At 62.7% G+C, this 14,269-nt stretch carries 15 protein-coding genes; all 15 read right to left on the reverse strand.

Annotation, left to right across the window (positions count from 1 at the left end):
* Window positions 1–156 precede the first annotated feature (156 nt).
* The 15 genes from flhB to fliH all read right to left on the reverse strand — a co-directional run bounded on the left by flhB (window position 157) and on the right by fliH (window position 14,267).
* Complete coding sequence (flhB, locus tag ACIPL0_RS13430) at window positions 157–1,296, reverse strand: flagellar biosynthesis protein FlhB (RefSeq protein WP_400597410.1); 1,140 nt, start codon at window positions 1,294–1,296, stop codon at window positions 157–159.
* Between the two features lies 1 nt (window position 1,297).
* Window positions 1,298–2,083 carry a flagellar biosynthetic protein FliR gene (gene fliR, locus ACIPL0_RS13435; RefSeq protein WP_400597409.1) on the reverse strand — a complete coding sequence of 262 codons (786 nt, stop codon included), beginning with the start codon at window positions 2,081–2,083 and terminating at the stop codon, window positions 1,298–1,300.
* A gap of 7 nt (window positions 2,084–2,090) precedes the next feature.
* Entirely contained in the window at window positions 2,091–2,360 is a 270-nt protein-coding gene (gene fliQ, locus ACIPL0_RS13440) for a flagellar biosynthesis protein FliQ (RefSeq protein WP_400597408.1), read from the reverse strand.
* Window positions 2,361–2,385: 25 nt separating this feature from the next.
* Entirely contained in the window at window positions 2,386–3,129 is a 744-nt protein-coding gene (fliP, locus tag ACIPL0_RS13445; protein WP_400597407.1) for a flagellar type III secretion system pore protein FliP, read from the reverse strand.
* Window positions 3,129–3,656 carry a flagellar biosynthetic protein FliO gene (gene fliO / locus ACIPL0_RS13450; protein ID WP_400597423.1) on the reverse strand — a complete coding sequence of 176 codons (528 nt, stop codon included), beginning with the start codon at window positions 3,654–3,656 and terminating at the stop codon, window positions 3,129–3,131. Before fliO ends, fliP begins: the two co-directional genes overlap by 1 nt.
* Before the next feature lie 60 nt (window positions 3,657–3,716).
* Entirely contained in the window at window positions 3,717–4,184 is a 468-nt protein-coding gene (fliN, locus tag ACIPL0_RS13455) for a flagellar motor switch protein FliN (protein ID WP_400597406.1), read from the reverse strand.
* Between the two features lie 61 nt (window positions 4,185–4,245).
* On the reverse strand, window positions 4,246–5,214 hold the full coding sequence (fliM, locus tag ACIPL0_RS13460) for a flagellar motor switch protein FliM (protein ID WP_400597405.1): 969 nt from the start codon (window positions 5,212–5,214) through the stop codon (window positions 4,246–4,248).
* A 9-nt stretch (window positions 5,215–5,223) separates the two neighbouring features.
* Complete coding sequence (gene fliL / locus ACIPL0_RS13465; RefSeq protein WP_400597404.1) at window positions 5,224–5,733, reverse strand: flagellar basal body-associated protein FliL; 510 nt, start codon at window positions 5,731–5,733, stop codon at window positions 5,224–5,226.
* Between the two features lie 329 nt (window positions 5,734–6,062).
* Window positions 6,063–7,526 carry a flagellar hook-length control protein FliK gene (locus ACIPL0_RS13470; protein ID WP_400597402.1) on the reverse strand — a complete coding sequence of 488 codons (1,464 nt, stop codon included), beginning with the start codon at window positions 7,524–7,526 and terminating at the stop codon, window positions 6,063–6,065.
* Window positions 7,527–7,606: 80 nt separating this feature from the next.
* Window positions 7,607–7,996 carry an Hpt domain-containing protein gene (locus ACIPL0_RS13475; RefSeq protein ID WP_400597401.1) on the reverse strand — a complete coding sequence of 130 codons (390 nt, stop codon included), beginning with the start codon at window positions 7,994–7,996 and terminating at the stop codon, window positions 7,607–7,609.
* 30 nt (window positions 7,997–8,026) lie between these two features.
* Window positions 8,027–9,736: a SpoIIE family protein phosphatase gene (locus ACIPL0_RS13480; protein ID WP_400597399.1), complete on the reverse strand. Its 1,710-nt coding sequence runs from the start codon at window positions 9,734–9,736 to the stop codon at window positions 8,027–8,029.
* Window positions 9,736–10,038, reverse strand: coding sequence for an STAS domain-containing protein (locus ACIPL0_RS13485; RefSeq protein ID WP_400597397.1), 303 nt, complete (start codon window positions 10,036–10,038; stop codon window positions 9,736–9,738). Before ACIPL0_RS13485 ends, ACIPL0_RS13480 begins: the two co-directional genes overlap by 1 nt.
* Before the next feature lie 1,612 nt (window positions 10,039–11,650).
* Window positions 11,651–12,100 carry a flagellar export protein FliJ gene (gene fliJ / locus ACIPL0_RS13490; RefSeq protein WP_400597396.1) on the reverse strand — a complete coding sequence of 150 codons (450 nt, stop codon included), beginning with the start codon at window positions 12,098–12,100 and terminating at the stop codon, window positions 11,651–11,653.
* Window positions 12,101–12,106: 6 nt separating this feature from the next.
* Window positions 12,107–13,462 (reverse strand): flagellar protein export ATPase FliI, encoded by a 1,356-nt coding sequence (gene fliI / locus ACIPL0_RS13495; protein ID WP_400597395.1) that lies wholly within the window; start codon window positions 13,460–13,462, stop codon window positions 12,107–12,109.
* Window positions 13,452–14,267, reverse strand: coding sequence for a flagellar assembly protein FliH (gene fliH / locus ACIPL0_RS13500; RefSeq protein WP_400597393.1), 816 nt, complete (start codon window positions 14,265–14,267; stop codon window positions 13,452–13,454). The genes fliI and fliH overlap by 11 nt, the downstream gene beginning before the upstream one ends.
* Window positions 14,268–14,269 lie beyond the last annotated feature (2 nt).

A 14,269-nucleotide genomic window follows, 5' to 3' on the forward strand; every position in this document is an offset into this window, starting at 1 on the left:
AGTAACTCGCCGTCAGGCGAAACAGGCTGCGTTAGCAGACTCAGCAATCAAAATGACACACCGCGTGCACAGGTTTTACGACGACTTCGTCGCCGCTCGCAGGGCAAGCCAGCTCCTACAGGTCCACGAAACCCCGGCTGCGTCAGCAAGCCTACCTTACGAATCCCGCCTCAAATCCGGCGGGATCGGCAGGTTGTCGCTCAGCGGATCAGGCCGCTTGCCGCGTCCGGCGCGGAACTGGCGGATCTGGTAGACGTAGGCCAAAACCTGCGCCACCGCCAGGTACAACCCCGCCGGAATCTCGTGCTCCAGCTCTGTGCTGTAGTAGATCGAACGCGCCAGCGCAGGCGACTCCAACAGTTGAATCTGATGCTGCGTGGCAATCTCGCGGATCTTCAATGCAATGAAGTCAGTACCCTTGGCCAGCAACACCGGCGCCCCGCCCTTGTCCGGGTCGTACTTGAGCGCCACGGCATAGTGCGTCGGGTTGGTGATGACCACGTCGGCATCGGGAATCGCCGCCATCATCCGCCGCTGCGACATCTCGCGCTGCAACTGACGAATCCGCTGTTTGACCTCTGGCCGACCTTCATTGTCCTTGTGCTCGTCGCGCACTTCCTGCTTGGTCATCAGCAACTTGTTATGGGCTTCCCACAACTGCACCGGCACGTCCACGGCCGCGATGATCACCAGACCGAACGCCATCCACAGCGTGCTCCAGCCCACCAGTTGAAGACTGTGCACCACCGCCATTTCCAGCGGCTCATGGGCAATCGATATCAGGTCGGCCTTGTCCTTGTTCAGCACCACCAGCGCCACGATCAGCACGATGAAGAACTTCGCCAGCGACTTGAGCAGTTCGATGATCGCCTTGAACGAGAACATGCGCTTGATGCCCGCCGCCGGGTTCAGACGGCTGAACTTGGGCGCCATGGTGCCGGCGGCGAACAACCAGCCGCCAAGGGAGATGGGGCCGATGATCGCTGCCAGGGTCAGCGCCACCAGCAATGGCGTCACCGACAGCAGCGCCGCCTTGCCCGAGACCATCAGCATCAGCCCCATGCTGCGCTCGTCGAGCAGCGTCTCGCGGGTGATGGTGAAGTTGTCCCGCATCAGGTGCATCATCATTTCCGCCATGGAACCGCCGAATGCCAGCAGCCCGGCAGCGCCGACGATCATGATGATGACGGTGTTGAGTTCCTTGGACCGGGCGATCTCGCCCTTCTCTCGCGCCTCTCGCTTGCGCTTGTCCGTGGGGTCTTCTGTCTTGTCCTGACCGCTCTCGCTTTCTGCCATGTCAGCGCGCCTTGACCATTTCCTTGAGCAACTGCAGGGCGTCGACCGCCAGCGGTTGATACTGGTTGAGGATGTCGCCCAGGGAGATCCACAGAATCCCCATGCCCAGCACCAGGGTCAACGGGAAACCGATGGAAAAGATGTTCAGTTGCGGCGCGGCGCGGGTCATCACGCCCATGGCAATGTTGACAACCAGCAGCGCGGTGATCGCCGGCAGCACCAGCAGCAGCGCAGCGCCCAGCACCCAGCCCAGGCGCAGCACCAGCCCCCAGAAGTTGGCGGTCATCAGGCCCTCACCCACCGGCAGCGTGGTGAAGCTTTCGATCAGCACCTCGAAAACCACCAGATGGCCGTTCATGGCCAGGAACAGCAAGGTCACCAGCATGGTGAAAAACTGCCCGATCACCGCCACCGAGACGCCGTTGACCGGGTCGACCATGGACGCGAAGCCCATGCCCATCTGGATCGCGACGATCTGCCCGGCGATCACGAACGCCTGAAAGAACAATTGCAGGGACAGGCCCAACGCGGCGCCGATGAGGATCTGCTGAGCGATCAGCAGCAGCGCGCTGAGGTCCAGCGCGTGAACGGACGGCATCGGCGGCAGGCTCGGCGCCACCACCACGGTGATCGCCAGCGCCAGGTACAGGCGCACCCGCGTCGGCACCAGGGTCGTGCCGAACACCGGCATGGTCATCAGCACCGCAGCGATGCGAAACAGTGGCAGCATGAACGCCGCCACCCAGGTGCTGATCTGTGTGTCGGTCAGCGCCAGCACAGGTTCCATGGACAGATCAGCCGATGACTTGAGGGATGCTGGTGTACAGCGAAATGATGTATTCCATGAAGGTGCGCACCAGCCACGGACCGACCACGATCAGCGTCACCAGCATCACCAGCAGGCGCGGCAGGAAGCTCAGGGTCTGTTCGTTGATCTGCGTGGCGGCCTGGAACATCGACACGATCAGGCCGACCACCAGACTCGGCACCACCAGAATGGCGACCATGCAGGTGGTCAGCCACAGCGCTTCGCGAAACAGGTCGACGGCGACTTCCGGGGTCATGCTGCGCACTCCTCGTCAAACAGGTTCATACGCCACCGAAGCTGCCGGCCAGCGTGCCGATGATCAGCGCCCAGCCGTCCACGAGGACGAACAGCATGATCTTGAACGGCAGGGAAATGATCAGCGGCGACAGCATCATCATACCCATCGCCATGAGCACGCTGGCCACCACCAGGTCGATGATCAGGAACGGGATGAAGATCATGAAGCCAATCTGGAACGCGGTCTTCAACTCGGAGGTGACGAACGCCGGGACAATGATGGTCAACGGCGCCGCATCCGGGGTCGGGATGTCGGTGCGTTTGGACAGGCGCATGAACAGATCGAGGTCGCTGGAGCGGGTCTGCGCCAGCATGAAGTCCTTGATCGGCACTTCGGCCTTGGCCACCGCATCCTGCGCGGTGAGTTTTTCCGCGAGGTACGGTTGCAGGGCGTCCTGATTCACTCGGTCGAACACCGGGGCCATGATGAACAGGGTCAGGAACAGCGCCATGCCGGTGAGGATCTGGTTCGACGGCGTCTGCTGCAGGCCCAGGGCCTGACGCAGGATCGAGAACACGATGATGATCCGCGTGAAACTGGTCATCAGCATGACGAACGCCGGGATGAAGCTCAGCGCGGTCATGATCAGCAGGATCTGCAGACTGACCGAGTATTCCTGCTGGCCGTTGGCGCCGGTGCCCAGCGAGATCGCCGGGATCGACAGCGGATCGGCGGCCAGCGCCATTGGCGCCGCCAGCATCAGCAGGAGGGTCAAAACGATGCGCATCAGTTCTTGTCCTTCTGACCCGGATTGCCGAGGCCTTTGCCAGCCATGCCTTTGTTGCCCAGCGCTTCCATCAGGCGCCGGGCGAATTCCGGCGTGGCGTTCTGGGTTTCCGGCACGTCGACCGGCTCGTTCATCACATGCAACGCGGTGATGCTGCCGGGGGAGACGCCGAGCAGCACCTGCTCTTTGCCGACCTGCACCAGCACCAGCCGGTCACGCGGCCCGAGCGCGCGGGAGCCGACCAGTTCGATGACCTGATTGCCCGCAGGCCCTGCGCGCTGAACCCGGCGCATCAGCCAGCCGAGCACGAAAATCAGCCCGACCACCAGCAACAGGCCCAGCACCAATTGCAGCAATTGACTGCCGACGCCGCTGCTCAGCGCACTGCCGACCGGCGGCACCACGACGGCTTGTGTCGCGGGTGCCGCCGCCGTGACGGCAGGTGCAGCAGCGGGAGCAGCAGCCGTCACAGCCGGAGCAGCAGGCGCAACCGTCGTTGCCGCCGGGGCTGCCGGATCGGCGGCCATGACCACGTCCGACAGCGCCAGCAGCGCCCATCCCGCCAGGCCTTTCATCAACCGCCTCACTCAGCGCAGCTTCTTGATACGTTCACTCGGGCTGATCACGTCGGTCAGACGGATGCCGAACTTCTCGTTGACCACCACTACCTCGCCGTGGGCGATCAGGGTGCCGTTGACCAGCACGTCCAGCGGCTCGCCGGCCAGACGATCGAGCTCGATCACCGAACCCTGGTTGAGTTGCAGCAGGTTGCGGATGTTGATGTCGGTGCTGCCCACTTCCATGGAAATCGACACCGGGATATCGAGGATCACGTCCAGGTTCGGACCGTCCATCGCCACCGGGCCATTGGTTTTCGGCACGCTGCCGAACTCTTCCATGGCCATGCGATTGCCGACGGCGTTGTTGCCGGCATCGGCGGCGAGCAGCGCGTCGATGTCCGACTGACCACCCTCTCCGGATTCACCCAGGGCCGCAGCCCACTCGTCGGCCAGTGCCTGATCGTCGGTGGAGTTCATTTCGTTTTCATCAGCCATGGTTGTCCTCGGCGAGCATTGATTCGTTTACGCAGTACATGGAGTTGCTGACGGCAAACGGTCAGCGGCGTTCTATCGGTTCGATGACCTGCAGGGCCAGATTGCCCTTGTGCGAGCCGAGCTTGACCTTGAACGACGGTACGCCGTTGGCACGCATGATCAGGTGATCTTCCATTTCCACCGGGATCACATCGCCCGGGGACATGTGCAGGATGTCGCGCAGTTTCAGTTGACGACGGGCCACGGTCGCGCTCAGCGGCACGGCCACGTCCATGACGTCCTGTTTGAGGGCGTTGACCCAGCGCTCGTCCTGATCGTCCAGGTCCGACTGGAAACCGGCGTCGAGCATTTCCCGTACCGGCTCGATCATCGAATACGGCATGGTCACGTGCAGATCGCCGCCGCCGCCGTCCAGTTCGATATGGAAGGTCGACACCACGATGGCTTCGCTCGGGCCGACGATGTTGGCCATGGCCGGGTTCACTTCCGAGTTGATGTACTCGAAATTGACTTCCATGATCGCCTGCCAGGCTTCCTTCAGATCGATGAAGGCCTGATCCAGCACCATGCGCACCACGCGCAGTTCGGTCGGGGTGAATTCGCGACCTTCGATCTTGGCGTGACGGCCGTCACCGCCGAAGAAGTTGTCCACCAGCTTGAACACCAGCTTGGCGTCGAGGATGAACAGCGCGGTGCCGCGCAGCGGTTTGATCTTGACCAGGTTCAGGCTGGTCGGCACGTACAGCGAGTGCACGTATTCGCCGAACTTCATCACCTGCACGCCGCCCACCGCCACGTCGGCGGAACGACGCAGCAGGTTGAACATGCTGATACGGGTGTAACGGGCGAAACGCTCGTTGATCATTTCCAGGGTCGGCATGCGTCCGCGGACGATGCGGTCCTGGCTGGTCAGGTCATAACTCTTGACGCTGCCCGGTTCGATAATGCTTTCGGTCTGCACCAGACCATCGTCCACGCCATGCAGCAGCGCGTCGATTTCATCCTGGGACAGCAGGTCTTGCACGGCCATGTCGTGGTCCTACTGCAGTACGTAGTTAGTGAAAAGCAACTGTTCGATGACGCTCTTGTTCAGTTCCTTCTGGCCGACTTCCTGAACCACCGCAGCGGCTTTCTGACGGAGCATTTCCATGCCCACCGGCGTTGCGATGGCATCGAACGGCTGACCGGCGAACATCATCACCAGGTTGTTGCGGATGACCGGCATGTGCACTTTCAGCGCTTCCAGGTCGGCGTGATCACGGGCCAGCAAGGTGATGCTGACCTGCATGTAGCGCTGGCGACCGTTGACGTTGTAGTTGACGACGAAAGGTGGCGTCAGCGGCTCGAAGATCGCCTCTTTCTTGACGTTCACCGCCTCGGCGGCTGCCACGGCCGGATCAGGCTTGCTCTCGGCCTTGTGCATGATGAACCAGGTCGCACCGACCGACAGACCGATAGCCAGCAACAGACCGACCACCACGAGGATGATGATCTTCAGTTTGCCTTTCTTCGCCGGGTCTTTAACTGCTGCGTCGTCGCTCTTCGCCATGCCAATAATCCGTCACTATCCAGAGGGTTCGATGTTGCGTGACAGAGGGTGAGCAAGGTGTGTGCCAGAACGGCTGAGACGAGGTAAAGATGCCTGTAGCAGCATGGCTTGCCAGCGGCGGCGTCAGTCAGACCGCTACCGCCGGCAAGCCGGACTGCTACGGATCAGGTTATGGCTGCTTTTGATTCTGGCCGAAGGCCGTGGGAGCCGGCTTGCTGGCGAATGCACTGCGCCAGCCGCCATCATGAGTGACTGCCCCACCGCCTTCGCCAGCAAGCCGGCTCCTACGCCCCGGGGACGCACGCAAGAGCCGGGAAACAGTCACGGAATCAGGCGTAATAATCGACCGCGCTGGAACCCACCACGGTCAGTGGTGCGCTGGCCGCTGCGGTGGCGGCATCCACCGGGGCGCCGTCGGCGATCAGGTCGCTGCCGCCGACACCGTTGGCGCTGCCGCTGCCATTGCCGCGCTGGCCGTCACCACCGGACTGCTGCTGGGCCTGTTGCTGCCAGCCGCGGGACTGGTCGGAGACGTTGACGTCGACCTGGCCCATGCCCTGCTGAACGAAGGCATCGCGCAGGCGTGCCATCTGGCTTTCCAAGGCATCACGCACGCCGACGTGGGCGCTCATGAAGGTGACCTGGGTCTGCTGGTCCGCCGCCATATTGACGCGAATGTCCAGACGCCCCAGTTCTGCTGGCTGCAGCTGGATATCGGCCTGCTTGAGGTTCTGGCTGGACAGGTACATCACGCGGTTGACCACGCCTTCGGTCCAGCCGTTCTGGTTCATCGCCAGAGGCTGATTGAGCAGCGGCGTGGCAGGCGTCGAGGCCGGCTTGGCCTGGGCTGCCTGAGACAGCGCCGCCAGACGCTCGGCGAAGTTGTCGACACGGGTGTCGCTGGTGGCGCCCTTGACGTCTTTCAGGCCGTCAGCGATCAGGCCACCAAAGGCCTTGTCGCCACCGCCTTCTGTGGTGCTCTTGTCCACCGGCTGGTCGCCCAGCGCGGCGAGATTACCCGCCAGCATCTGCGCTGGATCGGCGTCGGCGTCCTGCTTGCCGGTGGTCTTGCTCGCGTCGGTGGTAGTCGCAGTATTTTTCGCCGTCTGCTGCGCCTTGTTTTCCAGGGCGAACTGCACGGCGGTCAGGCCATCCAGCGGGTCAGCGTGAGGGTCGAAGCTGTCGTCGACCGCCTCGGTCGCATCAGTCGGCGCCTGCACGACCGGCAACGGAACCACCGACTGCTGGGCACTGAGCAAGGTGGCCGGATCCACCGCCACCTGCTGCTCGACCACGGTCGGCGCAGGTTCAGGGGTCGGCGTGGTGGCGACCAGTGTCGGGTCCACGGTCGGATCTTGCGGCGCGCTCTGGGTGTCGGTCACCAGCGTGTCGACCTGCGACGAATCGCTGGACGCATCGGCACTGTCGGTGCTGTCGTCGGTGTCGTCGTCGCTGTCGTCTTTATCCGTGCTGTTGTCGGATTTATCGGCCTTGCCGTTGACCTGCCTGGCAGGCAAGCCATTGCCGTTATCGGCAACCTTCTTGTCATCGGCGGCAGACGACTGGCTGGCGTCGGCCTTCTTGTCCGCTGTCGAACTCTTGGCGCTGGCGACTTTTGTCGGCGCGTCATCGGTCGCAGGCGACTTCGGCGTGGCCTGCTTGGCGAACACGCTGGAGAAGCTGGAAGCCTTGTCCTTGACCGGGTCTGGGGCCTTCGCCGCCGGGGTGGAGGCGGACTTCTGCGCTTTGGCAGTGGCCAGCGCCGTCAGTAAGGGATTGTTGGCAAGGGCCATTTTGATCTCCGCAAGAGCACGATTGCACAGAGACTTAGCAAATGGCGGGCCAGTTCTGCAAAAACCGGCATGGGAGGGATTCAGTGGCGGGTCAGGCTGCGTTGCAGTTCGGCATGGAACACCACGTGGACCAACTGGTATTCGTCGTCGATGGCGCGGATCAGCACAGCGGCCTGTGTGGCGTTCGGCACCGCAGTGCGGGCGAGGTCTTCAAGCTGCCGACACAGGTCGGACAACGGCCCTGCACCCATGTTGGCGCTGCTGCCCTTGAAGCTGTGGGCCAGCATGCCCAACTGCTGCCACTGCTCAGCCGAACCCGGCAGGGTGTCAGGCGCGGCAAGGAACTGCCGGAGGTCGTCGACGCGTTTTTCCGAGTCCTTGATGAACACATCCAGCAAGACCGGGTATTCGCCTTCCATTACGTCACGCAAGGTACTCAGCACAGTGCTGTCCACATGGTCGTTCGACACTTGTTCACTCCCTTGATCAAGAACGGCGAATTATGCCAGAGCCTCCCAGGCAAATTCCACGCGCGCGGTGCGGCCATCCGCCGACCAGTGCGATTCATCACACAGCTGACGGACCAGGCAAAGCCCGCGTCCCGACAGCTCATTCACGGCCTGCGGGCGCGCCAGCACCGTTTCGGCGTCGAAACCGGCCCCGCTGTCCTGCACCTTGACCACCAGACGCCCGCCGCTGCCTTCCGGCACCACCTGGAAATCCAGCCGCACGAAACCGTCCTGCAATGCATCCAGACGCTCGGCGCGCTGCTGGTAATACCGGGCGAAGCCTTCGGCATCGCGCTTGAGCGAAGAATCGAGGCCGAGCACACCGTGTTCCAGCGCGTTGCTGTACAGCTCGGTCAGGACGATATACAGATCGCCACTTTGCAGGCGCAGGCCGTGTACCTCCTGCAGCAGCTGCAACAGGTACGGCAGCGGGTTGAAGCGCTTAAGGGTCGCGCCACGGAATTCGAACGCGGCGCACCAGTCCAGCGGGCTGGAGTCACCGCTGTCGGTGTAGATCACCGAAGGCGGCCCGAGTTGTTCCGGCTCGCGGTACACCACTTCGACCATGCTCACGTCATCCCGCGCCTGCCCGCGAAAACGCGCCAGCGCCCACTGCACTTCTTCGATCAGCAGCGCCGGGTTACGGTTGCCGACCAGCACGTTCTGCAAGCGCCGAGTACCGAACAGCTCACCGTTTTCGTCGGCGCTGTCGACCACGCCGTCGGACAGCAGAAACACCCGATCGCCGGGGCCGAACGGATAGACCTGGGTTTTCACATCGAAACTACCCGCGCCCAGCACCCCCAGCGGTACATGACTGGACACCAGCGGCGTGTGTTCACGGCCGTCGCCGTGGAGCAGATAACCATCCGGCAAACCGCCGTTCCAGACCTCCAGCAACTGCTGCTTGAAGTTGACGCACAGCAACGTCGCGCAGCAGAACATGTCTACCGGCAGGATCCGTTTCAGCTTGGCGTTCATCTCACGCAGGGTTTCCGCCAGACCATAGCCCTTGGCGGTCATGCCGTAGAACACCTCGGCCAGCGGCATCGCCCCGACCGCTGCCGGCAGGCCGTGGCCGGTGAAGTCGCCGAGCAGCAGGTGCATGTTGCCGGAAGGCGTCCAGGCCGCCAGGAGCAGGTCGCCATTGAACAGCGCGTAAGGCGATTGCAGGTAGCGGATGTTCGGCGCACTGAGGCAGCCGGAGTGGGCCACCTGATCGAACACCGCCTTGGCCACGCGCTGTTCGTTGAGCAGGTATTTGTGGTGACGGGCGATCAGGTTGCGCTGCTGCAGCACGGTTTCCTGCAACAGGCGCAGGCGGTTCATGGCATTGATCTTCGCGGCCAGTACCACCTGGTTGTAGGGTTTCGCCAGAAAATCGTCGCCACCGGCGTCCAGACAGCGGGCCAGGCCTTCGTCTTCGCTCAGCGAGGTCAGAAAGATGATCGGCACCAGCGATTCGCCGGCCAGCTCCTTGATTCGTCGGGCCGCTTCGAAGCCGTCCATCACCGGCATCATCGCGTCCATCAGCACCAGTTGCGGGCTGAATCGCTCGAACACCTCCACGGCTTCGGCGCCGTCGCTGGCGGTGAGCACTTCATGGCCCTGACGGCTGACGATGGCGGACAGCAGCATGCGGTCGCTGGCATTGTCGTCAGCGACCAGAATGAGCAGGCGCTCGGGTGACGTGACCGACATCAGCCGATCTGGAAGAGTTTGGAGAAGTTGGAGATGGCGAGAATTTTGACGACCTCGGCGCTGCAGTTGACCAGTCGCACATCGGCACGATCGCCGCCGGCGTGATCGCGCAGCAGCAGAAGCATGCCCAGCGCCGAGCTGTCGAGATACGTGGTGCCATGCAGATCGACGACAAAACGCTGCGCGTCGTCAACGCCTTCGTAGGCTCCGCGGAAGTCCTGATGCGCCGAAAAATCGAAGCGCCCCCGAATATTGATGGTCAGTTGCTGCCCGTCGGAAGAACGCTCGGAGGTTACTGACATAGCAAATCCCTTGTATGAAACGTCGTCGAACGCTGTGAGTTTTAGCACTGCTTGTGCGGCGCGGCAAATGGAAGGTGATGAGTCATGGGTGAAAAACGAAACATGCCGCGCTTCTGCGCGGGGTATTGCATCCGTGTAGGATGCTGGCTTGTCCTGCGACCGGCTGTAGGAGCTGGCTTGCCCTGCGACCGGCGACGCAGTCGTCGTAAAACCTGTGCATGCGGTGTGCCTGATGTATTGCTGGTCTGCTGACGCAGCCTTGTTTCGCCTGACGGCGAGTTACGCGGCCCCTTGTAGGAGCGTGGCTTGTCCCGCGACCGGCGACGCAGTCGTCGTAAATCCTGTGCATGCGGTGTGCCTGATGTATTGCTGGTCTGCTGACGCAGCCCTGTTTCGCCTGACGGCGAGTTACTTGGAAAAGCCCCAAGTAACCAAGGGCTCTTTACCCCGCCATACGGTGCCTCGCCTTGGCTCGGCATGCCCTCACTCCGGCGACGCTTCGTGGGCACTCCGCGAATGGGCCATCCATGGCCCACGCGGCTCTCGCGACATCCTGTCGCTCGGCCCACTGCGCATCGCCTGCGTTCGGCCTTCTGGGACGGGGCCCCAAAATCAAAAGCTCGCCGAGGCGACCGACCGGTCGGCCTGGCTCTGAATCAACGCGTGCCTGCATGACAGATTGCGGATTTTTGTGGGAGCGGGCTTACCCGCGAAAGCGGAGGGTCAGGCGATGCGGCATTGTCTGCACTGACGCCATCGCGAGCAGAGCTCCCTCCCACGGTTTTTGTAGTGTTTGGTGAATTCGGGCATGGCGCCAAACCTGTAGGAGCTGGCTTGCCTGCGAAAGCGGTGGGTCAGGCGATGCGGCATTGACTGGACTGACGCCTTCGCGAACAGAGCTCCCTCCCACGGGTTTTGTGGCGTTAGGTGAATTCAGGCATGGCGCCAAACCTGTAGGAGCTGGCTTGCCTGCGAAAGCGGTGGGTCAGGCGATGCGGCATTGTCTGAACTGACGCCTTCGCGAGCAGGGTTCCCTCCCACGGGTTTTGTGGCGTTAGGTGAATTCAGGCATGGCGCCAAATCTGTAGGAGCGGGCTTGCCCGCGAAAGCGGTGGGTCAGGCGATGCGGCATTGTCTGAACTGACGCCATCGCGAGCAGAGATCCCTCCCACGGTTTTTGTGGTGTTTGGTGAATTCAGGCATGGCGCAAAACCTGTAGGAGCTGGCTTGCCTGCGATAGCGGTGGGTCAGTTAATTCGGCACTGACTGGACTGACGCCTTCGCGAGCAGAGGTCCCTCCCACAAGGGGTTAGTGGAGGCCTCGACGTTTTCCGCATACCCACAAATCCCCGCAGCTGTCCGGTTTGCCGTTGATTCTGGCCGCAGGCCGTGGGAGGGATCCGAGGTTACGAGGGTCGCGAAAGCGATGTGTCAGGCAAACCACTTTCGTCCGGCCTCCTGACGTCCGATCCATCCTCCCACAGGGAATTTGCAGTGGTTTCGCAAAGCAGGTTGGCTCACCGAAATCCTACAACCATCACAAAACCCCTGTGGGAGGGAGCTCTGCTCGCGATGGCGTCAGCACGGGCAAACGATGATGAATGAACCTGGCTCAGAACGCTTCATGCCGCGGCAAGCGCTGGGACAGTTCGTCGAGCAGTTTCTGTTCGCGCTTGTCTTCCAGTGCGCGGGCTTCGTCGATGTAGCGCTGCACCAGCTTGCGCAGGCCTTCGACGCGGGCATAGGCCTTTTGCCATTCGCCGCGGGATTTGTTGAGGTTGTTCTGGTGCCAGACCAGGCTCTGGCGCTGTTGGCTGACTGCCGTTTCCAGCTGGTTGAGGAAGCGCTGGTAGTTCATCAGCCACTGGCCGGAGACGCCGTGGGCGCCTTTGTCGATCCACTGTTGCTGGTAGTCGGAGCGGAATTTCTCCAGTTCGGCAAGTTTGCCCTCGGCCACCCTCACCTGCCCCTGGAAATGACCGAGGCGCTGGGCAGCGGTCTTTTCCGCGCTTTCGGCCATGTCCACCACTGGCGCCAGACGCGCCGCTCGACTCTGTGCCATGGCCTATCAGCCGCCCGCCGGGTTGAAGATCTTCGCCAACTGCGCTTCGCTGCTCTGCATGCTTTCGTTGTCATGCAGACCCTGACGCAGGTACTGCACCAGTTGCGGTTGCAGGGCGATGGCGGTGTCGGTTTCGCGGTCGCCGCCGGCCACGTAGGCGCCAACGCTGATCAGGTCGCGGCTCTGCTGATAACGCGACCACAATTGCTTGAAGTACTGCGCCTGGACCATGTGTTGCGGCCCGACCACAGACGGCATGACCCGGCTGATCGAGGCTTCGATGTCGATGGCCGGGTAATGCCCCTCCTCCGCCAGCCGCCGTGACAGCACGATGTGGCCGTCGAGCACGCCCCGTGCCGAGTCGGCAATCGGGTCCTGCTGGTCGTCGCCTTCGGACAGCACGGTGTAGAACGCGGTGATCGAACCGCCACCGGCTTCGGCATTACCGGCACGTTCGACCAGCTTCGGCAGCTTGGCGAACACTGACGGCGGATAACCCTTGGTCGCCGGCGGTTCGCCGATGGCCAGGGCGATTTCCCGCTGGGCCTGGGCGAAACGGGTCAGCGAATCCATGAGCAACAGGACGTTCTTGCCCTTGTCGCGGAAATATTCGGCGATGCGCGTGCAGTACATGGCGGCGCGCAGGCGCATCAGCGGCGCATCGTCCGCCGGCGAGGCGACGACCACGGAACGCTTGAGGCCTTCTTCGCCGAGGATGTGCTCGATGAATTCCTTCACCTCGCGGCCCCGCTCGCCGATCAGGCCGACGACGATGATTTCAGCTTCGGTGAAGCGGGTCATCATGCCCAGCAGCACACTCTTGCCCACGCCGGTACCGGCGAACAGGCCCAGACGCTGGCCGCGCCCCACCGTCAACAAACCGTTGATGCAGCGAATGCCGACGTCCAGCGGCTGGCTGATCGGGTCACGCTTGAGCGGGTTGATGGTCGGGCCGTCCAGCGGTACCCAGTCTTCGGCCTTCATGCCGCCCTTGCCGTCCAGCGGACGACCGGCGCCATCAAGCACGCGACCGAGCATGGTCATGCCCATGGGCAGGCGGCCGGTGTCCGGCAGCGGCACCACGCGGGCGCCCGGGGCGATGCCGGCGACGCTGCCGACCGGCATCAGGAACACCTTGCCGCCGGCAAAGCCCATGACTTCCGCTTCGACCTGCACCGGGTGCTGGCTGTCGTCGTTGATCACCACGCAGCGGCTGCCCATGGCAGCGCGCAGGCCTTCGGCTTCAAGGGTCAGGCCAACCATGCGCAGCAGGCGGCCTTCGACCACCGGTTGCGCAGGCAGCTCAATGGCGTCGGCGTAGGTGCTCAGGCGCTTGCCGAAGCTGGTGCGCTCAAGACGCATGGGTGACGTCCGCTTTCTGGCGGACCTCTTCGGCGCTCTTGATCGCCGCGTCCAGATCGACGCTGACGTCCGGCAACGCCGGGTGCAGCGCCTGTTCGTGCAACTGGTCGAACATCTTCGCCAGCGCCACGCTGATGCGGGTTTCGACGCTGGCATCGATGCGGCTGTGTTCGGTTTCGACGCGGCAACCGCCCGGCTGCAGGGTGTCGTCTTCGAGAATCCGCCAGTTTTCTTCGTGGCGGTCACGCAGCGCCTTCACCTGGGCGAAATCCTGAGAGTTGACCAGGATGCGCACGTTGTTGGCGCCCATCGGCAGCATGCGCAGGGCATCCTGCAGCACCTTGCCGATCTGGCTGGAGTCGGTTTTCAGTTCGCGCTGGATCACCTGCCGGGCGACATGTTCGACCAGCATGATCAGCGACTTTTCGATCTGTGCGTCCTGCTCGGCAATCGGCTCCAGCAGATGGCCCATCAGGGTTTCCAGGCCTTCCAGCTTGGCCGCCAGCGCGACTTCAGCTTCCTGGCGAACCTTGAGCTGGGTGCTGTGGAAGCCCTCTTTCTCACCGATGGCGAAGCCTTCGTTGTAAGCGTCCTGGCGGATGCTTTCCAGCTCTTCCAGGGTCAGCGGCTGGACTTCTTCCAGCGGCACTTCTTCGCTTTCCACCGGCTCCGGTTCTTCGATCACCGGTTCCGGTTCGGGCTCTTCCACATGCGGATCGAAGCTGGGCAATGCCCAGACATCGAGACCGCTGACATCCCGGGCGCGGATGAGGTCGCTGTGCCCTTCTTTATCGGAGCTGAACATCG

Origin of the sequence: Pseudomonas sp. NPDC090208 (assembly GCF_044746785.1) — a bacterium.
Classification (GTDB): domain Bacteria; phylum Pseudomonadota; class Gammaproteobacteria; order Pseudomonadales; family Pseudomonadaceae; genus Aquipseudomonas.